24 protein-coding genes and 2 tRNA genes are annotated in these 24,747 nt (G+C 73.7%); 8 read left to right on the forward strand and 18 right to left on the reverse strand.

What is annotated here, in order from left to right:
* Window positions 1-360 precede the first annotated feature (360 nt).
* From ACYU8I_RS10165 to ACYU8I_RS10230, 14 genes are all read right to left on the reverse strand, one after another.
* On the reverse strand, window positions 361-1,344 hold the full coding sequence (locus ACYU8I_RS10165; RefSeq protein WP_460840230.1) for a LacI family DNA-binding transcriptional regulator: 984 nt from the start codon (window positions 1,342-1,344) through the stop codon (window positions 361-363).
* Window positions 1,345-1,392: 48 nt separating this feature from the next.
* Window positions 1,393-2,619: an FAD-dependent monooxygenase gene (locus tag ACYU8I_RS10170; RefSeq protein ID WP_460840232.1), complete on the reverse strand. Its 1,227-nt coding sequence runs from the start codon at window positions 2,617-2,619 to the stop codon at window positions 1,393-1,395.
* A 64-nt stretch (window positions 2,620-2,683) separates the two neighbouring features.
* A complete protein-coding gene (locus tag ACYU8I_RS10175; RefSeq protein WP_460840235.1) occupies window positions 2,684-3,760 on the reverse strand; it encodes a spore photoproduct lyase family protein in 1,077 nt (358 codons plus the stop codon).
* A 285-nt stretch (window positions 3,761-4,045) separates the two neighbouring features.
* Window positions 4,046-4,852, reverse strand: coding sequence for a carbohydrate ABC transporter permease (locus ACYU8I_RS10180; protein WP_460840238.1), 807 nt, complete (start codon window positions 4,850-4,852; stop codon window positions 4,046-4,048).
* 1 nt (window position 4,853) lies between these two features.
* Entirely contained in the window at window positions 4,854-5,801 is a 948-nt protein-coding gene (locus ACYU8I_RS10185; protein WP_460840241.1) for a carbohydrate ABC transporter permease, read from the reverse strand.
* A complete protein-coding gene (locus ACYU8I_RS10190) occupies window positions 5,798-7,126 on the reverse strand; it encodes an ABC transporter substrate-binding protein (RefSeq protein ID WP_460840243.1) in 1,329 nt (442 codons plus the stop codon). The genes ACYU8I_RS10185 and ACYU8I_RS10190 overlap by 4 nt, the downstream gene beginning before the upstream one ends.
* A 75-nt stretch (window positions 7,127-7,201) precedes the next feature.
* The gene (locus tag ACYU8I_RS10195) at window positions 7,202-7,450 is read right to left on the reverse strand and encodes a hypothetical protein (RefSeq protein ID WP_460840245.1); all 249 of its coding nucleotides are present in this window, start codon (window positions 7,448-7,450) and stop codon (window positions 7,202-7,204) included.
* 406 nt (window positions 7,451-7,856) lie between these two features.
* A tRNA-Ala gene (locus ACYU8I_RS10200) sits at window positions 7,857-7,932 on the reverse strand.
* Window positions 7,933-8,001: 69 nt separating this feature from the next.
* Window positions 8,002-8,919 carry a divisome protein SepX/GlpR gene (gene sepX / locus ACYU8I_RS10205; RefSeq protein WP_460840247.1) on the reverse strand — a complete coding sequence of 306 codons (918 nt, stop codon included), beginning with the start codon at window positions 8,917-8,919 and terminating at the stop codon, window positions 8,002-8,004.
* Between the two features lie 60 nt (window positions 8,920-8,979).
* Entirely contained in the window at window positions 8,980-9,570 is a 591-nt protein-coding gene (locus ACYU8I_RS10210; protein ID WP_460840250.1) for a GNAT family N-acetyltransferase, read from the reverse strand.
* 38 nt (window positions 9,571-9,608) lie between these two features.
* The gene (locus ACYU8I_RS10215) at window positions 9,609-10,079 is read right to left on the reverse strand and encodes a MogA/MoaB family molybdenum cofactor biosynthesis protein (RefSeq protein ID WP_460840408.1); all 471 of its coding nucleotides are present in this window, start codon (window positions 10,077-10,079) and stop codon (window positions 9,609-9,611) included.
* A gap of 8 nt (window positions 10,080-10,087) precedes the next feature.
* Window positions 10,088-10,564, reverse strand: a complete 477-nt coding sequence (moaC, locus tag ACYU8I_RS10220) for a cyclic pyranopterin monophosphate synthase MoaC (RefSeq protein WP_460840252.1) — start codon at window positions 10,562-10,564, stop codon at window positions 10,088-10,090.
* Window positions 10,561-11,853: a molybdotransferase-like divisome protein Glp gene (glp, locus tag ACYU8I_RS10225; protein WP_460840254.1), complete on the reverse strand. Its 1,293-nt coding sequence runs from the start codon at window positions 11,851-11,853 to the stop codon at window positions 10,561-10,563. The genes moaC and glp overlap by 4 nt, the downstream gene beginning before the upstream one ends.
* Window positions 11,854-11,856: 3 nt before the next feature.
* Window positions 11,857-13,251 carry a UTP--glucose-1-phosphate uridylyltransferase gene (locus tag ACYU8I_RS10230; protein WP_460840256.1) on the reverse strand — a complete coding sequence of 465 codons (1,395 nt, stop codon included), beginning with the start codon at window positions 13,249-13,251 and terminating at the stop codon, window positions 11,857-11,859.
* 23 nt (window positions 13,252-13,274) lie between these two features.
* Between ACYU8I_RS10230 and ACYU8I_RS10235 the strand changes: the two genes are divergently transcribed.
* The gene (locus tag ACYU8I_RS10235) at window positions 13,275-13,880 is read left to right on the forward strand and encodes a 5-formyltetrahydrofolate cyclo-ligase (RefSeq protein ID WP_460840257.1); all 606 of its coding nucleotides are present in this window, start codon (window positions 13,275-13,277) and stop codon (window positions 13,878-13,880) included.
* 419 nt (window positions 13,881-14,299) lie between these two features.
* Here ACYU8I_RS10235 and ACYU8I_RS10240 read toward each other — a convergent pair whose 3' ends face one another.
* Window positions 14,300-16,915, reverse strand: a complete 2,616-nt coding sequence (locus tag ACYU8I_RS10240) for a penicillin acylase family protein (protein ID WP_460840260.1) — start codon at window positions 16,913-16,915, stop codon at window positions 14,300-14,302.
* A 104-nt stretch (window positions 16,916-17,019) separates the two neighbouring features.
* Here ACYU8I_RS10240 and ACYU8I_RS10245 point away from each other — a divergent pair, with 104 nt between their 5' ends.
* From ACYU8I_RS10245 to ACYU8I_RS10255, 3 genes are all read left to right on the forward strand, one after another.
* Complete coding sequence (locus ACYU8I_RS10245) at window positions 17,020-17,337, forward strand: FmdB family zinc ribbon protein (protein WP_460840262.1); 318 nt, start codon at window positions 17,020-17,022, stop codon at window positions 17,335-17,337.
* A gap of 92 nt (window positions 17,338-17,429) precedes the next feature.
* Entirely contained in the window at window positions 17,430-18,104 is a 675-nt protein-coding gene (gene cpaB / locus ACYU8I_RS10250) for a Flp pilus assembly protein CpaB (RefSeq protein ID WP_460840264.1), read from the forward strand.
* A 60-nt stretch (window positions 18,105-18,164) separates the two neighbouring features.
* Window positions 18,165-18,557 carry an MscL family protein gene (locus tag ACYU8I_RS10255; RefSeq protein WP_460840266.1) on the forward strand — a complete coding sequence of 131 codons (393 nt, stop codon included), beginning with the start codon at window positions 18,165-18,167 and terminating at the stop codon, window positions 18,555-18,557.
* 12 nt (window positions 18,558-18,569) lie between these two features.
* Here ACYU8I_RS10255 and ACYU8I_RS10260 read toward each other — a convergent pair whose 3' ends face one another.
* The 3 genes from ACYU8I_RS10260 to ACYU8I_RS10270 form a co-directional block, all read right to left on the reverse strand.
* A complete protein-coding gene (locus tag ACYU8I_RS10260) occupies window positions 18,570-18,779 on the reverse strand; it encodes a hypothetical protein (protein WP_460840268.1) in 210 nt (69 codons plus the stop codon).
* Complete coding sequence (locus ACYU8I_RS10265; RefSeq protein WP_460840271.1) at window positions 18,776-19,693, reverse strand: NAD-dependent epimerase/dehydratase family protein; 918 nt, start codon at window positions 19,691-19,693, stop codon at window positions 18,776-18,778. Before ACYU8I_RS10265 ends, ACYU8I_RS10260 begins: the two co-directional genes overlap by 4 nt.
* A 97-nt stretch (window positions 19,694-19,790) precedes the next feature.
* Entirely contained in the window at window positions 19,791-21,029 is a 1,239-nt protein-coding gene (locus tag ACYU8I_RS10270) for an LCP family protein (protein WP_460840274.1), read from the reverse strand.
* Between the two features lie 212 nt (window positions 21,030-21,241).
* Between ACYU8I_RS10270 and ACYU8I_RS10275 the strand changes: the two genes are divergently transcribed.
* From ACYU8I_RS10275 to efeB, 4 genes are all read left to right on the forward strand, one after another.
* A tRNA-Arg gene (locus ACYU8I_RS10275) sits at window positions 21,242-21,317 on the forward strand.
* A gap of 96 nt (window positions 21,318-21,413) precedes the next feature.
* Window positions 21,414-22,289 carry an iron uptake transporter permease EfeU gene (gene efeU, locus ACYU8I_RS10280; RefSeq protein ID WP_460840276.1) on the forward strand — a complete coding sequence of 292 codons (876 nt, stop codon included), beginning with the start codon at window positions 21,414-21,416 and terminating at the stop codon, window positions 22,287-22,289.
* Between the two features lie 32 nt (window positions 22,290-22,321).
* Window positions 22,322-23,500, forward strand: coding sequence for an iron uptake system protein EfeO (efeO, locus tag ACYU8I_RS10285; RefSeq protein ID WP_460840278.1), 1,179 nt, complete (start codon window positions 22,322-22,324; stop codon window positions 23,498-23,500).
* Between the two features lie 7 nt (window positions 23,501-23,507).
* Complete coding sequence (efeB, locus tag ACYU8I_RS10290; RefSeq protein ID WP_460840279.1) at window positions 23,508-24,743, forward strand: iron uptake transporter deferrochelatase/peroxidase subunit; 1,236 nt, start codon at window positions 23,508-23,510, stop codon at window positions 24,741-24,743.
* The last annotated feature ends 4 nt before the right edge of the window (window positions 24,744-24,747 follow it).

Below are 24,747 nucleotides of genomic sequence, written 5' to 3' on the forward strand. Positions count from 1 at the left end.
TCCTCTCGTCCGGGGGCCGCGAAGCCCCTGTGACTGTCGTCACGTGGCAGTACTGTGAGCGCTAACATCCGTTCCGGTCAAGCACCTCGTCGCAACTTTCTGACCTGCGCCGTCAGCCGTCCCGACGTTGTTGTGAGCGCTCTCAACACAAACCGGACATCCGCTCTCCCGTCGCCTCCTGAGGCCCCATCGTGTGGCCGGCACGACGGGCCCGTACGGGCTGACCTGCGGCGACGACCCGGTACGCCGCCGGCGGCGGTCGGCCGGGGCGGGAGTGACGGTTGGGACGAACCGGGGTGAGTCCGGCGGCCGCGGCGCGGCACCGGAGCCGGACCCGCCGGACCTGACCGGACGGGTCCGTCAGTCCGGGCTGCTGCTGGCGCGCACCACCAGCTCGGGGACCACCAGGTCGGCCGACGCGTCGCGCTCGCCCGCCAGCGCCCGCAGGGCGAGGTCGACGGCGCGGGTGCCGAGGGCCGCGAAGTCCTGGCGCACCGAGCTCAGCGGCGGCCAGTAGAAGCGCGCCACCGGCTGGTCGTCGAAGCCGACGACGGCGACGTGGTGCGGCGTACGGCGCCCCGCCTCGTGCACGGCGCGGAGCAGGCCGAGCGCCATGTCGTCGTTGGCCACGAAGATCCCGGCCACGTCGGGGTCGGCGAGCAGCTCGCGGCCGGCCTCGTAGCCGCTGGCGGCCGACCAGTCGCCCTCGAGGACGCGCCCGGGGTCGGCTCGGGCGTCGTCGATCGCGGCGCGCCAGCCCTCGCGTCGCATCTCGGCCTCGGTCCAGTCCGACGGTCCGGCCAGGTGGGCCACCCGCCCGCGCTCCCCCACCACCTCGAGGAGGTGACGGGTGGCCAGCTCGCCGCCGTGGTGCTGGTCGATGCCCACCGCCATCGCCTGGCCGGCGCGGACGCCCTGAACGGTCACGAGCGGCACCGGGAGGTCGAGCGCGCGCACGACCTCCATCGAGTCGCGGTGGGCCACCGCGACCACGAGCGCCTCGACCGCCTGGTCGAGCAGCCGCTCGACGCTGCCCTGCAGCGCCTCTGGCGTCAGCTCGCGCACGCCGACCAGCTCGACGGAGTAGCCCTCGGTGTGCGCGGCCTCCTGCACCGCGGCGTTGATCATCGACGGGCCGTGCAGCGCGAGGTGGGCGGCGACCACCCCGATCCGGTTCGAGCGGTCGGTGACGAGCGCCCGGGCGGCGGCGTTGCGGCGGTAGCCCAGCTGCTGCATCGCGGCCCGGACGCGCTCGCGGGTCTCGTCCTTGACCAGGGGGTGGTCGTTCAGCACGCGGGAGACGGTCTGGTGCGAGACCCCGGCCACGGCGGCGACGTCGGCCATGGACGGACGCTTGCGACGACCTGCCTCCGACCTGGACACCTGCGCAGCCTAGGCGGTGGGGTGCTCCTGCAGCTCGGGCAGCGCGGTGCCGTCTCCCGGACCGGAGGTGAGGCGGGCGGCGAGCCGCTGCACCGGGGCGCTCGACGCGACCCGCGTGGCGAGCCGGAACAGAGCGACACCGGCGCGCGACCGAGGTGTCGCCAGCGCCGGCACCCCCGGCGGGAGGTCCTGCACGTCGGCGACCACGGGCCGCATCCAGCGCTCGTAGTCCACGAGCGCCCGGGACACGCCGTCGCCACCCGTGCCGGCAGCCTGGTGGGACAGGTGCGCCGCGAGGGCGTAGGCGCCGACGAGCGCGAGCGCGGCACCGCCCCCACCGATCGGCGTGACGCACCAGGCGGCGTCGCCGGTGAGCACGACGCGCCCGCGCGACCAGGTGCCGGCGCGCACCTGGCGCAGGTCCTCGACGTAGACGTCGTCGGCGGTCGCCAGCCCGTCGAGGATGCGCGGCACCTCCCAGCCGACCCCTTCGAAGCGCTCCCGCAGCTGCGCGACCTGCCCGTCGCGGTCGAGGTGCTCGAGGCCGGTCGGCTCGGAGCGGAAGGCGAGGGTGGCCCGCACCGTGCCGTGCGGGTCGGGGCGGATCGTCGCCTGCCGTGCGCCCGGAGCGGAGAGCCAGCGCCACCAGTCGTCGTCGGCGTCGGTGCGCGCGATGGTGCCGTAGACCATGTACATGCCGAGCCGGTCGACCTGCGGCTCCCCGAGCACGCGGTCACGGGTCGTCGACCCGACGCCCTCGGCGACCACGACGAGGTCGTAGGTCTCCTCGTCGCCGCCGGCCAGGCGCACCACGGCCCGGTCGTCAGCCTGCTCCACGGCGTCGACGTGGTCGCCGAAGCGCCAGGTGACCGAGGGCGGGCAGGCGTCGACGAGCAGCCGTGCGAGGTCACCGCGCAGGACCTCGAGCTCGGCGGTCGGGCCGTCCTCGCCCTCCCGGGCGGGGAACTCCCCCACCGACGCGCCCGACTCGTCGACGAACCGGGTGCCGACCTCCCCGGTGCCCGCCTCGCCCACAGCGCCCTCGAGGCCCATCCGGCGCAGCACCTGGCGCCCGGCGCCGCGCACGTCGACGTTCTGGCCGCCGTCGCGCAGCTGCGGTGCCCTCTCGAGCACGGTGACGTCGTAGCCGATGCGGTCGAGCCAGTACGCCGTCGCGGCTCCCGCGATGCTGGCGCCGGTGACCAGCGCCCGGCCCCTCGCCCCGGTGGCGGTCATGAGGTGTGCTCCCTGTCGTGAGGTCGTGGTCCCCTCGGCGGGTACCCCGCGGACCGGACCCGTGTCAGAAGGCGTAGCGCACGCGGCAGCCGGGCAGCTCCTCGGCGATCATCGTGCGCAGCTGCTCGACCCAACGCCGCTTCCACGCCGCCCGGTAGCGCACGTTGGCCTGGCCGGAGTGGCTCACCTTGGGCTCCTGCAGGTCGGGGCGCCACAGCAGCTCCTCGCCGCGCGGGTGCCAGCCCAGGTTGACCTCGTGCAGCCCCTCGTGGTGGGTCAGGAAGATGACCTCGCAGGCCAGCTGCGCGCGGGCGGCCGGGCCGACGCCGTCGGCGACCTGGCGCAACAGCTCGCGCCACTCCTCCTGCCAGTGCTCGTGGACCACCACGGGGCTGAAGTTGAGGTGCACCTCGTAGCCCGCCTCGACGAAGTCGTCGACCGCCGCGATCCGCTCGCTGATGCGCGAGGTGCGCAGGTCGAGCAGCCGGGCCACGCGGTCGGGCATCAACGAGAACCGCACGCGGGTGCCGCCGCGGGGGTCCCAGTCGAGCAGGTCGCGGTTGACGTGCTTGGTGGCGAAGCTGGCCTTGGCGCCCGGCAGGTCGCCGAACAGGTCGACCAGGTCGCGCACGTTGTCGCTGACGCGCGCGTCGACCGAGCAGTCGCCGTTCTCGCCGAGGTCGTAGACCCAGTCGACGGGGTCGCACTGGTTGGGCTCGGGCTTGGGGCCCTGGCGGGCGACGTGGCGTCGGAGGTATCCGGTCACCTGGTCGATGTTGACGAAGACGGTGATGGGGTTGGCGAAGCCCTTGCGGCGGGGCACGTAGCAGTAGCCGCAGGCCATGGCGCAGCCGTTGCTCGTCGACGGGGCGATGAAGTCGGCCGAGCGGCCGTTGGGTCTCGCCTGCAGGCTCTTCTTGACGCCCAGCACCAGCGTCGTCTGCTTGGTGCGGACCCAGTCGCGCACCCCGCCGGGGTTGCCGTGCAGCCCCGGGATCGCCTGGTGCGAGAGGACCTCGACGCGCTCGGCGTCGGGGAAGCGCTCGAGCACCTGCTGCCCGCGTGGCCACCGCTCGACGTCGGGCTCGTGGAAGATGCGGCGCACGTCGAGCACGCGGTCGGGAGCAGCAGCCGAGGTCATCGCATCCACGCTAGACGCGACCTCCGACAGCCCGGCACCGCCAGCATGTGGGACGTCGCCTCGCGACGGGGTGCGTCCGCTTCGTCGGGGTACGACCTCGTTGCCCCACCGACGGACGGCTCCGCCAGCCGCGAGGCGGCTGGGGACCAGACCTCACCTCTGGGCGCCGGCAACGGGCCCCGCCTCTCCCTCCCGGACAGGCGGGGCCTCGCCGTGTCCGGGTGCGACGGAGCACCCGGACGACGGCATGCTTCCCCGTGCGTGCGCCGTCGAACCCGCCCCCGGTCAGCGGATGCCCGAGCGGGCGAAGCCCGCGACGAAGTAGCGCTGCAGCACCACGAAGACCACGAGCAGCGGCACGCTCGCGAGCAGCGCCATCGCCATCAGCCCGCCGTAGTCGGCGTCGAACTGGCCCTGGAGGAAGCGCAGCGCGACGGGCAGCGTGTAGAGGTCGGGGTCGCGCAGGGTGATCAGCGGCCACAGGAAGTCGTTCCACTGCGTCATGAACGCCAGCAGGCCCATCACCGCCACCAGCGGTCGGGCGAGCGGCAGCACCACCCGCCACAGCATCGTGAAAGTGCCGCAGCCGTCGATCCGGGCGGCGTCGAGCAGCTCGTCGGGGATGGACAGGAAGAACTGCCGCGCCAGGAAGACCCCGAGCGCGGTCGACGCCGACGGCAGGATGACGGCCCAGAACAGCCCGATCAGGCCCATCCGGGCGACCAGCTCGAACTGCGGGATCATGATCGCCTGGGTCGGCACCATCAGCGTGCTCAGCACGACGACGAAGACGGCCGTGCTGCCGCGGAAGCGCAGCTTGGCCAGCGCGAAGCCGGCGGCGAGGTTGACGGCGACCGAGAGCAGCGTGGTGAGCGTGGCGACCAGGAGCGCGTTGCCGAACCACCGCCAGATCGGGAAGCTGGCGAAGAGGTTGGTGAAGTTCTCGAGCGTCCAGCGCGACGACCAGAGCCCGGCGCCCCCGTCGAAGACCAGCTCGCGCGGGGTGAGCGCGACGACCACCATCGCGTAGAGCGGCAGCACGAAGACCGCGCAGACCGCCACGCACGTGGTGAACCTCAGCCAGGTGGGCACCTCACGCCTCCCGTCGTCGCTGCCAGCGCAGCTGCAGCACGGTGATGACCAGCGTGATGACGAAGAGCACGAGGCCGACGGACGCGCCGTAGCCGAAGTTGCGCGCCGGGCCGAACCCCTCGTCGTACGCGTAGGTCACGAGCATCGTCGTGGAGTAGCCCGGGCCGCCGTTGGTCATGACGTAGACGACGTCGAAGACCTGGAACGACCAGATCATGTTGATGACCACGAGGAAGAACGTCGTGGGCCGCAGCCACGGCACCACGACGTGCCGGACCCGGGCGAAGGGTCCCGCGCCGTCGACCTCGGCCGCCGCGAGGACCTCCTTGTCGACGTCCTGCAGCGCGGCGAGGTAGACCAGCATGCCGAAGCCGACGCGCGTCCACAGCGTCATCACGACGACCGACATCATCGCCAGGGTGCCGTTGGTCTGCCACGACACCGGCCCGAGGCCGAGGTCGCGCAGCACGCCGTTGATGATGCCGACGGTCTCGTCGAAGAGCAGCAGCCCGACCAGCGACGTCACCAGCGAGCTCACGGCGATCGGCAGGTAGACGAGCGTGCGGAAGAGGCCGCGGGCCGGCAGCGCCCGGTCCATCAGCAGCGCCAGCGCGAGCGCGAGCCCGACGCTCAGCGGCACCGTCACCGCGGTGAAGACCGCGGTGTTGAGCAGCGCGCGCCAGAAGACGTCGTCGCCGACGAGCCGGGCGAAGTTGTCGAGGCCGGCCCAGCGTCCGGGGCCGAAGGACCGCTTGGCCTGGAACGACATCACCAGCGCCCAGACGAGCGGCACCAGCAGGAACAGGCCGATGAGCAGCAGGTTGGGCGCCAGCAGCCCGTACGCCGCTGCGGCCTGTCGTCGTGAGCCCCGGGAGGGCCGAGGCGGGGCGACGGGGTCGGGGGTGCCGTCCGCCGACGTCTGCGGCGTCGGCTCGACCGCGGTGCTCATGCCCCCACCGCCCGGCGGTTGAGCGAGGCCGACTCGTCGATCTGCTCGGCGAGGGCCTGCAGCGTCTCGTCGACGCCCCGCCCTCCGAGGAAGCACAGGTCGAGCTCGTCGGCGAGGGCGTCGTTGACCTCGGCGAAGGTCGGCGTGGTGACGTCGGCGACGTCGCGCGGCTCGATGGTCGTGACCTGCTCGGCGTAGACCGGCATCAGGTCGGCGGCCACCGCGAAGTCGAGGTCGCGTTCCAGCAGCGAGGTGCGCGTCGGCAGCAGCACCGAGGCGGCGCAGAAGTCGGCCATCTGCCGCGGCTCGGCCATGAAGGTGAGGAAGTCGGCGGCCAGCTCGGGATTCGCCGCCTCGCGGTTGGCGACGAGGGCGTTGCCGCCGAGCTCGGCGGCGCGCCGCTGGTCGCGCGGCAGGTAGGTGACGGCGTACTCGAACCGGTCGGCGATGGTGTCGGCGAAGGCCGGCAGCAGGAAGTTGCCCGCGAAGACCATCGCGAGCGAGCCCGAGGTGAAGAGTGCGTCGGGGAAGGTGGCCGCCTTGGGCGAGGTCGAGCGGGGCACCCAGCCGCGCTCGAAGAACGACGCGGTGAACTCCAGCGCGCGCCGGCCCTCGGCGGAGTCGACGAGGGCGCGGGAGAGGTCCTCGGTGTAGACGTGGCCGCCCGCCATGAAGAGCCAGTTCAGCCAGCGGAACGCCCCGAGCGCCTGCCAGTTGACGGCGAACGCGGAGCTGCCGGACGGCGCCGCGGCGGAGACCCGGTCAGTTACCGCGGCGAACTCCTCCCAGGTCCAGGCGTCGTCGGGCCGGTCGGGCACCGCGCCCACCCCGGCGTCGCGCAGGACGTCGGGCCGATAGACGAGCGCACTCGTGTCGACGTGCTGCGGGATGCCGTAGCGGCGGCGGTCGAAGCTGACCGCACCCATGAACGCCGGTGCGACGTCGCGCTCGAGCTCGCCGAGCACGTCGGTGAGGTCGAGCAGCTGCTCGGCGCTGGCGTAGACACCCATGGTCGGGTAGTCGACGCGGAAGACGTCGGGTGCGGTGCCTGCGGCCAGGCCGGCGTCGATGCCGGTCGAGGCCTCGGAGAAGGGCACCACCGTGAGGTCGATGCTGACCCCGCGGCGCTCACGCTCGAAGCGACGGGCGAGCTCGGTGTAGACCTCGGTCTCGACGTCGGTGCCGTAGGTCTGCACGGTCAGCCGGTCGCGGCTGCCCTGGGTGGTCGAGACCCGCCGGGTCAGGCCCGCGCACCCCGTGAGCACGGGGGCAGCGATCACCGCACCGAGCAGCGCGCGCCTGTCGAGACGCGTCGATCCGTCCACGACGCCTCCCGAGGTCCACGAACGTGACCTTCCGTGCCCGACTCGCCGAGCGGCATGCGTCGGCGTCGTCGCGGCTCAGGCAGACGGGCGGTCGTCGCGCAGCGGCGGCGGCTTCGGCACCGGGTGCTCGTCGGTGTCGCGCACCCGGAACGTGCCCGCACGCACCCCGGTCAGGTCGGCGCCGGGGGTGATGAGCCGCTGGACCCGCTCCTCGAGGCGCAGGCGGTCGACCGCGGCGTCGAGCTGGTCGGCCTCGTCGGCCTTTCCCTCGGCGCGGAGGGCTGCGGCGCTGCGGGCGAGCAGCGCGGCGTCCTTGTCGGTCATGCCTCCACCATGCCACGCCGGACTAATCCACGCGCGCCGGGACCAGCCACCTCCGCCTGACCAGGCATGACTGCTGCGCCGGAGGGCACGGGGGCCTCATCCGCGGTCCAACCGACGGCTCGGATGCCCGCCCCCGAGAGCGATCCCGCTGCTCTGCGGGGGTGGGTCCGGCCGGACCGCCCTCGGGTGCGAGTCGTGAGCCCCACCGGGCGCCAGGGCGCCCCCTCAGGCACACGACTCACGCGCTGCGTGTGCTCGACAGCGGGTCGTCGACCGGCCACGTCGCGCCGTCGTCGTCCGAGAGGTCACGGCGCCGTTCCCGCCACGTCCTCAGCACGGGACGGACGACGGCAAGGCTGCCGGAACGCCAAGACCCGCAGGTCGGCGTGACCTGCGGGTCCTGTGCTGGTGGAGCTGAGGGGATTCGAACCCCTGACCTTCTCATTGCGAACGAGACGCGCTACCAACTGCGCCACAGCCCCGTGCGCTCGTGCCGAGCGCGAGGAAGAAGTTACCACCGGGGCCGCGGACGGCCCCAATCGGGACCGCCCTCAGGCGCCCGCGACCCGGCGCTGGCGCTCCTGCTCGAGACGCTCCGCCTCCTCCGCAGCGGCCTCGACCTCGGCCTCGCGGGCCAGCGCCGAGTCGGCCGCGTCGTGGCCGGAGCTCGTCATGCCGGTGAGCTCGATGGTGCGGACCGTGCGCCGGGCCGTCGCCTTGCCGACGTACGTCGGGAGCGTGAGCGGCAGCGGGTCCCACAGCGAGCCGTCGTCGGCGAGCGCCTCGCGCTCGGCGACGACCTCGGGGCGGGAGTCGAAGGAGTCGTGGGACGCGGCGGGGAGCGTGGTCTCGACAAGCTCGACCGGCGAGGTGCGCATGGCCTCGACAGGCTCGACCGGCGAGCCGACCTGCTCGACCGGCGAGGTGCTGGTGGTCTCGACGTGCTCGACCGGCGACGCAGCCACCGACGGGGCCGGGCGGCTGCGGCGGGTCCGCTGCATCCTCACGACCGACAGCCGGGCCACGACGAGCCAGGCGACGACGGCGAGCGAGGGCCACAGCGGGGTGATCGCGGGCAGGTAGGCGAACCAGGTGAGGGCCCAGGTCACGGCCAGCACCGTGCACAGGGCGGCGAGCACGCGCCGACGGTTGCGCGCGGCGCGGCCCGCGGTGGACAGCTCGGGGCGGGCGGGACGAGAGGCCCGGCGCGCGACGAGCGCGCCCAGCGACGGGAGACGGCGCGCGGGGCGGGTCTCGTCGACCGAGGTGACCTCGACGCACTCCTCGGCCTCCTCGACGGTGCCGTCGGCGAGCGTCGTACGCCGCCGCGACAGCACCCGGGCGCGGTCGGAGTGGGACTCCTCGAGGCGCTCCGAGGCCACGTCGTCGTGGTGCTTGAGGGCCTTGGGGATCAGGTAGACGCCCCACGCGAGGGCGAGCACCACGAAGATCAGCGCAGAGAGGTCCACGGGAGAAAATTACGCCCGTGTGATTCGGCCGAACCGGACGCGGGGCGGTGTGTCGGCAGATCACTCCTGTGACTGCTGAGGTCGGGCGTCGAGGAGTCGGTCGAGCAGGCTGCCGGCCACCTGCTCACGGGTGAGCGCGAAGAGGCGGTGGTCGCGCCAGGTCCCGTCGATGTGGAGGTACGCCGGCGCGAAGCCGACGTCGGTGAAGCCGAGCTTCTCCACGACCCGCAGCGAGCTGGCGTTCTCGGGACGGATCGCGACCTCGACGCGGTGCAGCCGCACCGGGCCGAAGCAGTGGTCGACGGCGAGCGCGACGGCGACGGTGGTGATGCCACGCCCGGCGTGGCTCTCGGCGATCCAGTAGCCGATCGAGGCGAACTGCGCCGAGCCCCGCACGACGTTGTTGACGGTCAGCTGGCCGACGAACTGGCCGTCGTGCTCGACGACGAAGGGCAGCTGGCGCCCGGCGCGCGCCTCGCGCCGCATCGCGCGCACCATCGCCCCGAAGCTGCGCGGCTGGACCCGGGAGTCGGCGGGCGGGGTGGCGTCCCACGGCGAGAGCCAGGCGGCGTTGTCCTGGCGCAGCCGTCGCCACACGGTGCTGTCGGCGGGGGTGAGCGGCCGCAGCCGCACCCGGTCGTGCCCGAGCACCGCCGGCCACCCCGGGGCGTCGCCACCCCACGCCGGGCTCAGTGGTCGCTCCCCACGACCTGCTCGACGGCGTGGCGCAGCAGCGGCACGACGACGGCGAGGCCGTCCTTTACCCCGCCGCGCGAGCCCGGCAGGTTGACGACGAAGGCGTCGCCGACCACCCCGGCGAGCCCACGGGACAGGGCGGCCGTGGCCACGCCCTTGCTGGTGCCGTGCGCCCGGATCGCCTCGGCCACGCCCGGCACCTCGCGGCTCAGCAGCGGGCGGGTCACCTCGGGGGTCAGGTCGGTGGGGGTCAGTCCGGTGCCCCCGGTGGTGAGCACGGCGCGGGCGCCGGCGTCGACCGCGGCGCGGATCGCCTCGCCGACCGGCTCGCCGTCGGGCACGACGGCGGGCTCGTCGACCTCCCACCCGTCGGCCCGCAGCGCCTCGACGATGAGCGGGCCGGTGGTGTCGGCGTACACCCCGGCGGCCGCGCGGTTGGAGGCCACGACGACCGCGGCCCTCATCACCGCCGTCACCGGGTCCACTCCCCCGACCGGCCGCCGCTCTTGGCCTCGACGCGCACGTCGCTGATGACGGCGCCCTTGTCGACCGCCTTGACCATGTCGACCACCGTCAGCGCGGCGACGGAGACCGCGGTGAGCGCCTCCATCTCGACGCCGGTGCGGTCGGTCGTGCGCACCGTCGCGCTGATCGCGACGGCGTCGTCGTCGACCTCGAGGTCGACGGTGACGCCGGAGATCGCGAGCGGGTGGCACAGCGGCACCAGGTCGGGCGTGCGCTTGGCGGCCATGATGCCCGCCACCCGGGCCACGCCGAGCGCGTCGCCCTTGGGCACGCCCTCGCCGCGCAGCAGCGCCACCACCTCGGGCGAGACCAGCACGCGACCGCTGGCCGTGGCGCTGCGCTGGGTGACGGACTTGTCACCGACGTCGACCATGCGCGCGGCGCCGGTCTCGTCGACGTGGGTCAGCCGCGGCTCGCCGCTCACGACGGCACCCCCAGCGGCGGGTCGAGCACCAGCACCGGCACCAGGTCGCCGGCGGTCACCTCGGTGACGTCGACGTCGAGCACCACCAGCGCGTCGGCCTGGGCGAGCCCCGCGATGTGGTGCGAGCCGACCCCACCGACCGGGGTCACGCGCAGCACCCCGCCGGAGTCGTCGACGGTCGCGCGGAGCAGCTGCTGGCGCCCGCGCATCGACCGGACCCCCTCGGTGAGCCGGCCCGGCAGCAGCCGTCGGCGTACGTCGGGGCGGCCGGCGAGCCGGCGCAGCGCCGGGACCACGAACATCTCGAAGGAGACGTACGACGACACCGGGTTGCCGGGCAGCGTGAAGATCGGCGTGGCGTCGCGACCGAGCCGGCCGAAGCCCTGCGGCTTGCCGGGCTGCATCGCGACCTCGACGAAGTCGACGTGACCGGGCAGCCTGCCACCGCCGCGCAGCACCTCCTTGACCACGTCGTGGGTGCCCTTGCTGACCCCGCCACTGGTGACGACGACGTCGGCGCGCAGCAGCTGGTCCTCCAGCGCGGCGGCGAACGCGTCGGGGTCGTCGTCGGTCGCGTGGGCGCGCTGCGGGATGCCCCCGTGGGCCTTGACGGCGGCGGCGAGCAGGAAGCTGTTGGCGTCGTAGATGCGGTCGGGCGCCAGCGGGCCGGAGCCCGGCTCGACGAGCTCGGACCCGGTCGACATCACGACCACGCGTGGCCGGGGCGAGGCGCGGACCCGGCCACGGCCGAGGGCGGCGAGCAGGCCGACCTGCCGGGTGCCGATGGTGTCGCCCGCGCGCAGCAGCAGGTCGCCGACCCGCACCTCCTCGCCGGCCCGGCGCACGTGCTGGCCGCGGTCGGGGGCCTGCGAGACGACGACCTCGTGGCCGCGCTCCTCGGTCCACTCGAACGGCACCACGGCGTCGGCCCCGGGCGGCATCGGCGCCCCGGTCATGATGCGCACGGCCGTGCCGGGTGCGAGCGGGCCGGCGGGCGACTGCCCCGCGACGACGTCACCGACCACCGGCAGGTGGGCCGGCCGCTCGGCGCTCGCCTCGACGACGTCGCGGTGCAGCACGGCGTAGCCGTCCATGGAGGAGTTGTCGAAGCCGGGCAGCGGCACGGCGGCGTGGACGTCGTCGGCCGAGGTCAGCCCGACGGCGTCGAGCAGCGGCAGCTCCAGAGACGGCAGCGGCTCGAGCACCGACAGCACCGCCTCGAGGTGCTCGTCGACCGTGCGGGGCGCGACGGTGGGGCGGCTCGCGTCGCCGCCGGGGGCGGTGGGCAAGGCTCAGGCCGTCCCGGCTGACGACTCGCCCAGCACGGTGCGGGACTCCACCCGGCCCCGGTCGCCCTCCAGGCTGGCGCGGCCCTTGACCACCACGCCCTCGCCGAAGCTCCAGTCGCCCTGCACGACCAGCGACTCCGCCTCCTTCAACGACGGCGCCCCGGCGGAGAAGCGGTGGTCGAAGTCCTGCACCAGCTTGTAGTGACGACCGTCGAGGTCGACGAAGGGGATGGCGTCGGGCACCTGGTCGAGCACGAAGTCCTGGCCCAGCTCGTAGGCGTCGGAGCGCAGCACGAGCAGGTCGTTGGTCGTCTTGACCGGCACGAAGCGGTCGCGCCCGACCTCGACGAGGCGCGAGTCCTCGAAGACCTCGATCGCCGCGCCCATCGCGGTCTCGATCTGGATCACCTCGGGACTGGAGGTGTCGGAGGGGTCGACCGTCTTCTCGTTGCGGATCAGCGGCAGCCCCAGCACGCCGTCGCGGCGGCGCAGCTCGTCACGCAGCCGCTCGAGGTCGAGCCAGAGGTTGTTGGTGGAGCAGTAGCGGTGGCGCGAGAGGTCCTGCAGCGCCTCCTGGTCGCCCTTCGGGGTCTGGGCCGTCTCGCGCAGCACCAGCCGGCCGTCGGCCTTGCGGCGGGCGAAGTGGCCGCCCTTGCGGTCCGACGCCGTACGCCGCACCGCCTCGATCGCGAACGGCGCCCCGCTCTGCGCGAACCACCCCGCGACCCGCGGGTCGGCCACGGCGCCGAGGTTGTCGGAGTTGGAGACGAACGCGTAGCGGTAGCCCGCCTCGATCAGCCGGTCGAGCATGCCGGTGCCGAGCAGCGCGGTGTAGAGGTCACCGTGCCCGGGCGGGCACCACTCCAGGTCGGGCTCGTGCGGCCACGACACCGGCGCCAACCTCTTGTCGTTGGTGAGCTTGGGCTCCTTGTTCTGCAGGAAGTCGAGCGGCAGCCCGTCGACGGCGAGGTCCTCGTAGCGGGCCAGGGCGGCGAGGGTGTCGTCGGAGGTGCGGAAGCTGTTCATGAACAGCAGCGGCAGCGCCACCCCGTGCTCGCGGCGCAGGTGGAGCACCTGGCGGGCGATGACGTCGAGGAACGACAGCCCGCGGCGCACGCACAGCAGCGACTTCGCGCGGTCCATGCCCATGGAGGTGCCGAGGCCCCCGTTGAGCTTGATGACCACGGTCGCGGCCAGCGCGTCGTGCGCGACGTCGTCGGGCACCTCGGCCGCGGCGAGGGAGTCGACGTCGACCGGGTCGATGGTGTCCTCGGCGATCATGCCGGTCTCACCGTGCTCGAGCTGCCGGTAGTAGTGCGAGAAGACCTCGATGGCGACCGGGTCGACGCCCGCGTCGGACATCTTCTCGCGGGCCTGGGTGAGTCCCTTCGACTTCATGCGCACGATCGTAGGCTCCTGGTGTGGCAGGTCACAGCGGTACCCGTGACGGCGACGCACGATCGCGCAAGCGCTGGCTGCGCGACCAGCTGCTCGCCGCCCGGCGCGACCGGCCGGTCGTCGAGCTCGGCGAGCACGCCCGCGCGCTGGCCGAGGTGCTGCTGGCGCAGCCCGAGGTACGCCGCGCCGCGACCGTGGCGGCGTACGTCTCGGTCGGGGCGGAGCCGGGCACCGGTCCCCTCCTCCACGCGCTCCACGACGCCGGCCGCCGGGTGCTGCTGCCGGTCGTACTGCCCGGCAACGACCTCGAGTGGGCGGCGTACGCCGGCGACGACGACCTGGTCGGCGGTCGGTTCGGCACCTTGGAGCCGTCGGGCGAGAAGCTCGGCACGGACGCCGTCGGGCAGGCCGACCTCGTGCTGCTGCCCGGCCTCGCCGTCGGACGCGACGGCTCCCGGCTGGGTCGCGGCGGAGGCTCCTACGACCGCGCGCTCACCCGCGTGCCCGTCGGCACCCCGACCTGGGTGCTGCTGCACCCCGACGAGGTGCTCGACACCGTCCCCACCGAGCCCCACGACCGCCCCGTCACCGCCGCCGCCACCCCCGCCGGCCTCCTCCGCCTGGGCTGAGGGCCCGCGTCCTTCGTGACGCCCGCTCGTCCCTCGCGGGCTCCTCAGGAAGCGGGGCTCCGGTAGCGGGACTCCGCTCCCTGAGGTGCGAGCGGGGCGCCGGAAGCGGGATTCCGCTCCCTGAGGTGCGAGCGGGGCTCCAGAAGCGGGACTCCGCTCCCTGAGGTGCGAGCGGAGCACCTCAAGACGCGGGACTCCGCTCCCTGAGGTGCGAGCGGGGCTCCAGAAGCGGGACTCCGCTCCCTGAGGTGCGAGCGGAGCACCTCAAGATGCGGGACTCCGCTCCCTGAGGTGCGAGCGGAGCACCTCAAGACGCGGGATTCCGCTCCCTGAGGTGCGAGCGGAGCACCTCAGGTAGCGGGACTCTGCTCCCTGAGGTGCGAGCGGAGCGAGCCACGAAGGGCGGCGACCCTGAGCCCTCAGCCGTCGGAAGGGGCGCCGGCGGGGCGGAGGAGGAGGCGGTCGGCGGTGGAGTCGTCGACGGCGCCGCCCGTGAACGGCCAGGGAAAGCTGTCGCCGCCCGCCCAGGTCTCGGCCTGGTCGTCGTAGTGGTCGGAGGCGGGGTGGCCGCTCGCACCGGTCGCGTCGACCCAGCGGGAGGCGTCGAGGTCGCCGAGGTCGACGACCATGCGCATCGACGGCGCAGCGGTGACGGCGTACCCCTCGGGGGCGTACCACGACGACGCGTCGACCGCCGCCGAGCCGCCGCCCACCGGGAGCGGGCTGCGGTCGAAGATCGCCCCGAGCAGCGGGTTGCCGCTCTGGCCGAACGGCTGGTGCAGCATCGGCACCTCGTGCTGGTGGCCCCAGGTCCAGCGCTCCGGGTTGACCGACTGCGCCCGGGTCAGCTCGTCGCGGGCGTCGCGCAGGGCACCGGCCAGGATGGTGTCGCGGTCCTCGATGACGCCCTCGGTGTCGCTGTCGTCCCAGTAGGCGTCCTGCGGCCGCTCGAGCAGGTCGCTGACGACGCCCATCCAGCGGTCGCTGCCGTCGGGCCACAGCTCGATGGGCAGGTCGTCGTGGAAGGTGCGGGCGAGCAGGTTGCGCCACACCGCGTTGAAGTACGCCGCCGCCGGGCTGTCGGCGGGCTGCGAGCCGTCCCAGCCGAGCAGCAGCCGCTGGCCCTCGGCGTAGTAGCGCGACGGCAGCAGCTGGCGCATCAGGTGGGGCACCAGCACCGGCGCCATCGGGTGGCGGCTGTCGCCCTGGATCGCGCTCATGTCGTCGACGCCGACCGGGCCGTCCTCGACGCGACGCTCGAGCAGGTCGCGGATGCGCTGGCTGCGGTAGCCGAGGTCGGGCTCGGTGGTGAGCAGGAACGGGTAGTCGGGGCCGGCGACGGCCTGGTTGGCGGTGACGACGAAGCCCTCGGGCGGGTTGAGCACGCTGGGGAGCTGGTCGTAGGGGACGGTGCGACCGGTCCAGTCGTTGGCGGGGTCCCAGCCGGCGACCGGCACCCGGCCGTCGCGACCGGCCCGCCGGATGGGGACGTCGCCCGGCGCCTGGTAGCCGATGTTGCCGGAGGTGTCGGCGTAGACGAGGTTCTGGCTCGGCACCGCGAAGTCGCGGGCGGCCTCGCGGAACTCGTCCCAGTCGGAGGCGCGGTTGAAGCCGAACAGCGCGTCCATCGTCGGCCGCGGGGTCAGCGCCGTCCACGCCAGCGCGACGGCGTAGCCGTTGCCACGCTCGGGGGCCTCGACTCCCCCGTCGGCGTTGGCGCCCACGCTGGACAGCTCGCGCGAGACGTCGGACAGCAGCGGGCCGTGGCGGGTGGCGCGCACCGTGATGGTGCGGCTCTCGCCCCCCGCGACGCGGATCACCTCGTCGCGCACCTCCAGCGGCTCGCGGCGGCCGTCGTAGAGCGACGTGCGGCCGTCGACCTGCTCGAGGTAGAGGTCGGTGACGTCGGGGTCGAGGTTGGTCACGCCCCACGCGACGTCGCGGTTGTGACCCACCACGACGCCCGGCACGCCCGCGAAGGTGAAGCCGGCGACGTCGAACGGGCAGTCGGCGGTGACCTCGCGGCAGTGCAGGCCGGTCTGCATCCACACGCCGGGCAGGCTGGTGCCGAGGTGGGGGTCGTTGGCGAGCAGCGGCTGCCCGGACTCGGTGAAGCGGCCCGAGACCACCCAGCTGTTGGAGCCGATGCCGGCCCCCTCGCCCATCAGCGTCGGCACCTCTTCCAGGGCCGCCTCGACGGCGTCGAGCGACGACTGGGCGGCCCGATTCGCGTCGCGCGTCGCGATGCGGTCACCGGCGGGCGCCGTGGTCGTCGAGCCGGCGGCAGGGCCCGCCCGGCCGCCGGACGCGGTGGTCACGATGGGCTCGTTCTCGCCGTAGGGGTAGCGCGGGAACAGCTGCTCGACCCGGGCGTCGGTGTCGTTGACGATCAGCCGGGACCGCTCGATCTCGGACTGCATGTTGCCGCGGAGGTCCCAGGCCATCGCCTTGAGCCAGGCGAGCGAGTCGACCGGGGTCCACGGCTCGGGGGCGTAGCCGAGGCCGCCGAGCGCGAGCGCGCTGTACTCAGCGCCGAGCTCGGTCATGTCCTTGTCGGCCATCCAGGCGTTGACGCCGTCGCTGTAGGCCTGCAGGTAGGAGACCGTCGCCGGGTCGAGCAGCTCCAGCTCCTGCTCGGCGACACGACGCCAGCCGAGGGTGCGCACCACGAGGTCGGTCTCGACGGCGTCCTCGCCCAGCAGCTCGGCGAGCCGACCGGCGGTGACGTGCCGACGGAAGTCCATCTGCCAGAAGCGGTCCTGCGCCTGCACGAACCCCTGGGCGAAGAACAGGTCGTCGGCGTCGTCGGCATAGACCTGCGGCACGCCCTGCGCGTCGCGCAGCACCTCGACGTCGGCGCGCAGCCCCGGCACCGACAGCACGCCGTCGGTCTGCGGCAGCGGCCGGCGCAGCAGCGCCACCCCGCCGAGCAGCGTGACGACCAGGACGAGCACGAGCCCGACGGCGACGTACGCCGACCAGCGGGCCGGACCGGGGAGCGCGCGGAAGGACCTCCAACGGCTCGACGCAGTCACTCGCCGCATTGTGCCGTAGCATCTGGGCGCGGCCGCGCCGCCTCTCCGCTGCGCCGCGCACCCATCTCAGCGCCGGTCCCCGGCCCGTCACGAAGGACGCACCCGTGCCCACCTACCAGTACTCCTGCACCCAGTGCGGCCACTTCATGGAGGTCGTGCAGAGCTTCACCGACGACTCCCTCACGGTGTGCCCCGAGTGCGAGGGGCGGCTGCGCAAGGTGTTCGGCGCGGTCGGCGTCGTCTTCAAGGGCTCGGGCTTCTACCGCACCGACAGCCGCACGGCCGACTCCTCATCGACGGGCTCGGAGTCGTCGGGCTCCAAGGACGCCGCTCCGAAGCAGGACGCCGCCCCGAAGAAGGAGACGGCCGCGACGAAGGACAGCTCGTCCTCGTCGTCGAGCAGCACCCCCAAGAGCGCCTGACGCACCCCCGCTGACCTGGGCGTACGTCGCCCCGCCCCGCGGCCTGTGGACGACGACGGTCGGCCGGGCCCCGGCCGACCTAGCGTCGCGCCATGCCGTCGAGCCCTGCACCCGTCCGCCCCCGCACGCACCTCAGGGACCGCCTCGCCGCGCGCGGGAGCGGCGTACGACGTCGGGTGCTGCTGCACCGCCGGCTGCTGGCCGCCCTGTGCGCGGGCGGGGCGGTGCTCCTCGCCGTGCAGGCGGCCTCGCCGCCGGCACCCCCGACCGAGCGGGTCTGGGTCGCGACGCGGGCGCTGCCCGGCGGCACCCTGCTGGTCGCCGACGCCGTCGAGGCACGCGACGTGCCGCCCGACCTGGTGCCCGACGACGCGGTGGTCGACCCCGCCGACGTGGTCGGGCGCCCGCTGGCGGCGCCGGTGTCGCGCGGCGAGCCGCTGACGCGTCAGCGGGTGGTGGGGCCCGGACTGTCGGCGGCGTACCCCGGGACGGCGGCGGTGCCGGTGCGCTTCGCCGACGGGGCGGTGGTCGACCTGCTACGTCCTGGCGACCGCGTCGACGTGGTGGCCGCGCCCGACGACGGCTCGTCCCCTCCCGCGCTGCTCGTCGCCGACGTCGCCGTCGCGGCGGTGCCCGAAGCATCGGAGACCGCTGCCCCGGCGGGCGTCCCGGGCCGGCTGGTGGTGCTGGCGGTGCCGCGGAGCGAGGCCGCAGCGGTGGCGTCCGCCACCACGACGGCTGTTCTCATCCCGGTGTGGACCCACTAGGTTGCTGGACGAACTGGTGCCGGGAACCAACCGGCACGACGATCTCGAGGAGCACTCCACATGTCCGGGTTCAAGAACTTCATCCTCCGCGGCAACCTGGTCGACCTGGCGGTCGCGGTCATCATCGGCACGTCCTTCGCCCTGGTCGTCTCGACCTTCACCAACTGGCTGACGAGCCTGCTGCCCGACACCGCCTCGTCGTTCTTCAGCAACGAGCCCAACAGCTTCGGTGCGTTCCTGAACGCCACGGTCTCGTTCCTCCTGCTGGCCGCCATCGTCTACTTCTTCGTGGTGCTGCCCTACACCAAGGCCAAGGAGAAGTACTTCCCGGCCGAGCCCGCCGGCACCCCTGCCGACATCGCCCTGCTGGAGGAGATCCGCGACCTCATCGCGGCGCAGAACACCCGCTCGGGCGGCACCCCCAACCCCCCGCAGGGCACCAGCTCGCTCTGAGCCGCAACCGCGTCAGGGGGTGCCGTGGTGGGGCGGCACCTCCCGGCGCAGCCGCGCGTCGGCGGCCGCGGTCGAGTCGGCCGCACCCGGCCGGGTGGCGGGGTCGTCGTGGGTGTCGGCGTCGTCGCGGGTCTGCTCCGGCAGCGAGTCGCCGAAGACGGCCGCGAGGCGACGACGGCGAGCGGCACGCTCGGCGGGAGTCAGCTCGTCGGCACCTGTCATCGGGTGGTGACGAGCGGCTCGAGCACGCCGTCGAACCAGCTGACGTCGAACTTCGGGCGCAGCGGCCGCCACCCGGTCTGGGAGGCGAAGAACTCCGAGCAGACCCTCAGCGAGCGCGTCATCGGCTCGTAGCGTGACCCACCGCGCCACCGGCTGGCGCTCGGTCGCAGCAGGGCGGAGTCGGCGCGTACGGCGTCGGCGTAGCCCTGAGCGAGGTCGTGACGCTGCACCGGCTCGGCGCCGACGTTGTAGACCCCGCTCGGGGCGTGCAGCGCGGCCACGACCGCCTCGCCGACGTCGTCGGTGTGGAGCACGTGGGCCCAGTCGGCGGGATGGCCGCCGTGGATGCGACGCCCCTGCGCGACGGCGCGGAGCTGGTGCCGCGTCTGCGGATCGTCGCCGACCAGCGTGCCGAGCCGCAGCACCACGCCGGTGCGGGAGTCGCAGCTGAAGTCCTGCACCACCGACTCACCGACGGCGGCCGGCTCGGTCGAGCCGGTGATCTCGAGCGGCGAGGACTCCGTGACCCACTCCTCGCCCTGGTCGGCGTAGAGCAGGCTCACGCTCTCCTGCACCACGCGTCGTACGCCGGCTCGCCGCGCGGCCTCGACGACGTGGCGCACGCCTGTGGTGCGCAGCGCGTCGTGCCGCCGCCAGGCTCGTGGGGCCATCAGCGAGTGGCCGACCGGCATCGCGCTGGCGAGGTTGACGACGGCGTCGGCGCCCTCGAAGGCGGTGTCGAGCCCGTCGCCCCGCAGCACGTCGCCGCGCAGGGCCTGCACGTGCAGGTCGGCCGCCACGGCGGTCGAGCGGGCCGACCGCGCCACCACGGCGACCTCGTGACCGGCTGCGGTCAGGGCGCTGACGGCGGATCTCCCGAGCACCCCCGTGCCCCCGGTCACCACGATCCTCACGTCCGACATCCTGCGGTAACGATTCGGTGAACTCAACCCGTCCGCGTGTCGTGTCTCGATCCGCGGGGTACCCGAACCGGTTGCGTGCAACTGAGGATCAGACGCACAGGCCGGCGTCGACGGCCGCCTGGCGGCGGCGCTCCTCGGCCTCCGCCCGCTGCTGGGCGAGCTGCTCTGCGTCGGCCGTGGGCGAGCCGCTCGGGGAGCCACTGGGCGACCCGCTGGGCGACCCGCTCGGCGCACCACTGGGCGTCCCGCCCGCCGACTCCGACGGCACCGCGTCGGGCGCCTCGCCCGGGGCGAGCGCGTCGGCGGTGAACCGGCCGAGCGGCCGGTCGTTGCGGATCTTGGCGAACAGCTGCTCCGCGCCGTCGGCCAGCTGGAGCCGGTTGGGGTCGGGCTCGTAGGGCTCGTTGGGCACGGTGAGGAAGCGGATGTTGTCGGTGCCGATGTCGGCCAGCGAGGAGCCGAGCGACGCCAGCTCGCGCAGGTCGGCGAACGCCTTGTCGGTCGTCAGCGACTTGGTCGCGGCGTCGAGGAAGCGGTAGAGCCGCACCGGGTTCGTCAGGGTGCCGCGCGACATCACCTTGTCGACCATCGAGGCGATGAACGCCTGCTGGCGCTTCATCCGGCCGATGTCGCCGTTCTCGAGGCCCAGCCCGTGGCGCACCCGCACGTAGTCGAGCGCCTGGTTGCCGGTGACGCTGTAGGTGCCCTCCGGCAGGTAGATGTTGCCGATGGTGTCGTTGACCTCGTTGGGCACGCAGACCCGCACGCCGCCCACGGCGTCGACCATGTTCTTGAAGCCGGCGAAGTCGAGCACGACGAAGTGGTCGACCCGCACGTCGGTCATCGCCTCGACGGTGCGCACCGTGCAGGCTGGCCCGCCGATCGCGTAGGCGGAGTTGAACTGCGTGAGGCCGCCGGCGACGGGGTCGCCGTTGCCGGCCCTGCACTCCGGGCGCTCGACCATGAGGTCGCGCGGGATGCTCACGCCGAAGGCGCGGGAGCGGTCGGCCGAGACGTGCAGCAGCATAGTGGTGTCGGACAGCCCGGGGGTCTCGCCACCGATGTCGGTGCCCTCGCGGGAGTCGGAGCCCATCACGAGGACGGTCAGCGGCTCCTGCGGCCCCTCGACCTCGACCTCGGCCGGCCGGTCCTCCTCCTCGCCGAGGTCGACCTGCGCGACGTTGATGTTGCCCTCGAGGCGCTGGTAGGCGACGACGAACCCGGCGGCCAGCACGACCAGCAGCAGCGAGACGCCGATCGCGACGCCCTTGAACCACCGCCGACGGCGCGACGTCGGCTCGACGTCGTGGGGCTCGTCGTCGGACACCTGGTTCCTCGGTTCTCGGTCGGCTGCTGGTCGACTGCTGGTCGGCTGCTGGGGCGGCTGCGGCCGCCGCACGAGGGCGCCGTAGCAGACCCGGGTCCACCCGAGGGCTCTGGGTCGGCCCGATTCTGACACGCCACTGGTCGCGCCGTACGACGTCTGCTCGGCCCAGTGGGTCCTCGCGACCGCCGTCACTGGCAGGATGGGTCGCTGCCGCCCCAGTAGCTCAGTGGATAGAGCAGCCGCCTCCTAAGCGAAAGGTCGCCAGTTCGACTCTGGCCTGGGGCACCACACTGGTCCAGTCGTGACGGGGGCCGCGTTGCTGACCACCACGGGCCGGTCTATCGTGCCGAGGCAAGCCTTGCCTAACCCCGCCAGGACGTGACCGTGGACGCCTTCCCCCTCGGCAACTACCTCATCGGCCTCCGCGAGGGCCTCGAGGCGAGCCTCGTGGTGGTCATCCTGATCGCCTACCTGGTGCGCTCGGGCCGTCGCGAGCTGCTCCCCCGCGTCTGGACGGGCGTGGCCGCAGCCGTCGCGCTGTCGGCGGGCTTCGGCGCCCTGCTCACCTACGGCCCTCGCCGGCTCACCTTCGAGGCGCAGGAGGCGATCGGCGGCACGCTGTCGATCGTCGCCGTCGGGTTCGTCACCTGGATGGTGTTCTGGATGGCGCGTCACGCCCGCGACCTCTCGGGCGAGCTCAGGGGCCGCGTCGACGCCGCTGCCGACGCCACCTGGGGCAGCCTCGTCGTGGTCGCCTTCCTCGCGGTCGGGCGCGAGGGCCTCGAGACCGCGCTGTTCATCTGGTCGGCCACGCAGGCCGCGACCGCCGACGGCGGCTCGAGCGTCGCCCCCCTCGTCGGGGCCCTGCTCGGCATCGTCACCGCCGTCGCCATGGGGGTCGCGTTCTACCGCGGCGTGCTCAAGATCAACCTGTCGCGCTTCTTCCTCTGGACCGGCGCCCTGCTGATCGTCGTCGCCGCCGGCGTCCTGGCCTACGGCGTGCACGACCTGCAGGAGGCAGGCATCCTCCCCGGGCTCAACAGCCTGGCCTTCGACGTCAGCGAGCAGGTGCCGCCCGGGTCGCTGCTCGGCACGCTGCTCAAGGGCGTCCTGAACTTCTCCCCCGCCACCACCTGGCTCGAGGCGATCGCCTGGGTCGGCTACGTCGTCCCCACGATGACCCTGTTCCTGCGCCGCGCCCGTCCGGGCCGACCGGCGCCGTCCCCCCGGCCGACCGCCCAGACGCCGGCCGGCTCCTGACCCGCTCCCCGCGACACCCGAGAGGCCCCACCGTGTCCCGCACCCTGATCCGCCGCGCCCTGCCGGGCGGCGCCGCCGCCCTGCTGCTGCTAGCCAGCGGCTGCGCCCTGACCGAGTCCAACGAGCCCGCGGCCGGCGGGGAGGGCGACGGGGTCATCAGCGTCGACTCCAGCGCCGACGCGTGCGAGCTCACCACCGCCGAGGCGCCGTCGGGCAACGTGGTGTTCCAGGTCGAGAACACCGGCGACGAGGTCACCGAGTTCTACCTCTACGGCGAGGACGGCATGCGCATCGTCGGCGAGGTCGAGAACGTCGGCCCCGGCCTGACCCGCGACCTCGTCGTGCGCGCCGAGCCCGGCAGCTACGTCACCGCCTGCAAGCCCGGCATGAAGGGCGACGGCATCCGCAGCGACTTCACCGTCACCGACTCGGGCGCCGACCTCGCGATCACCGGCGTCGACCAGGCCGACGTCGACCAGGCCACCGCGGCGTACGCCGCCTACGTGCGCGACCAGGCCCGCACCCTGCTCGGCGACACCGAGCGGTTCGTGGCGGCGTACGAGGCGGGCGACGACGCGGAGGCCCGCGCGCTCTACCCCGTCGCCCGCGGCTCCTGGGAGCGGATCGAGACGGTCGCGGAGTCGTTCGGCGACCTCGACCCCAAAATGGACCTGCGCGAGGCCGACCTCGAGCCCGGGCAGGAGTGGACCGGCTGGCACCGCATCGAGAAGGACCTCTGGCCGCCGGCGAAGGGCTACACCGCGCTCGGCGAGGCCGAGCGGGCGACGTACGGCCAGGACCTGCTGACCAACACCCGGACCCTCGACACCCGGGTGCAGGACCTCGAGTTCACCGTCGACCAGATCTCCAACGGCTCCAAGGGCCTCCTCGACGAGGTCGCGACCGGCAAGATCACCGGCGAGGAGGACATCTGGTCGCACACCGACCTCTACGACTTCCAGGCCAACGTCGACGGCGCCCGGGTCGCCTACGAGGGGCTGCAGCCGCTGCTCGACGTCAAGGACCCGCAGCTGTCGCAGCGCATCGACACCGCCTTCACCGCCCTGCAGGAGCAGCTCGACCGCTACCGCGACGGCGACGGCTTCGTCTCCTACGACACCGTCACCGCGGCGCAGCGCAAGCAGCTGAGCGACGCCGTCAACACGCTGGCCGAGCCGCTGTCGCAGATGACCGCGGCCCTGACGCTGTGAGCACCCGGTGACGCGCGGCCTCTCCCGGCGCGGCCTCTTCGGGGCCGCGGGCGCCGGGGCGGTCGCCGTCGGCACCGGAGCGGCCGGCTACGCCGTCGGTCACGACGAGCCCGCTGCGGCCCGCCCGACCGGCTTCGCCTTCGAGGGCCGCCACCAGGCGGGCATCGTCACGCCGGCCCAGGACCGGCTCCACTTCGCCGCCTTCGACGTCACCACCGACTCCCGAGACGACCTGGTGCGCCTGCTCCGCGCCTGGAGCGACGCCGCCCGCGACCTGGTGGCGGGCCGCGAGGTCGGCGGCGGCGTGCCCACGGCGTACGACGCTCCCCCCACCGACACCGGCGAGGCCCAGGGCCTGCACGCCTCGGGGCTGACGCTGACCTTCGGCTTCGGTCCGTCGCTGTTCGACGACCGCTTCGGGCTCGCCGAGCGTCGCCCCGAGCCGCTGCGGCGGCTGCCGCACTTCCCGGCCGACCAGCTCGACCCGGCGCGCAGCGACGGCGACCTGTGCGTGCAGGCGTGCGCCGACGACCCGCAGGTCGCGGTGCACGCGATCCGCAACCTCGCCCGCATCGGCTTCGGCACGGTGTCGGTGCGCTGGGCGCAGCTCGGCTTCGGGCGCACCTCGTCGACGACGGCCGCCCAGGCCACCCCGCGCAACCTGTTCGGCTTCAAGGACGGCACCGCCAACGTGCGCGCCGAGGACACCTCCGCGCTCACCGACTTCTGCTGGGTCGACGCTGCCGACAGCGGCGGCGACTGGCTGGCCGGCGGCACCTACCTCGTCGCCCGTCGCATCAGCATGGCGATCGAGCCGTGGGACCGCACGTCGCTGCGCGAGCAGGAGGCCCTCGTCGGCCGTGACCGCGCCGAGGGGGCGCCGCTCTCGGGCGGCTCCGAGCGCACCGAGCCCGACTTCGCGCTCCAGGGTCGCGACGGGCCGCTCATCGCGACCGACTCCCACGTCCGGCTCGCCCACCCGTCGCAGAACGGCGGCGTACGGATGCTCCGGCGCGGCTACAACTTCACCGACGGCGCCGACCAGCTCGGCCGGCTCGACGCCGGGCTGTTCTTCATCGCCTTCGTGCGCGACCCGCTGCGCCACTACGTGCCGATGCAGACCCGGCTCTCGCGCGACGACGGGCTGATGGAGTACCTCCAGCACACCGGCTCCGGCCTCTGGGCGGTGCCGCCAGGCGTGACGTCGGCCGACGGGTTCGTGGGCGAGACGCTCTTCGCCTGATCGG

Source organism: Nocardioides marmoraquaticus (assembly GCF_054777915.1).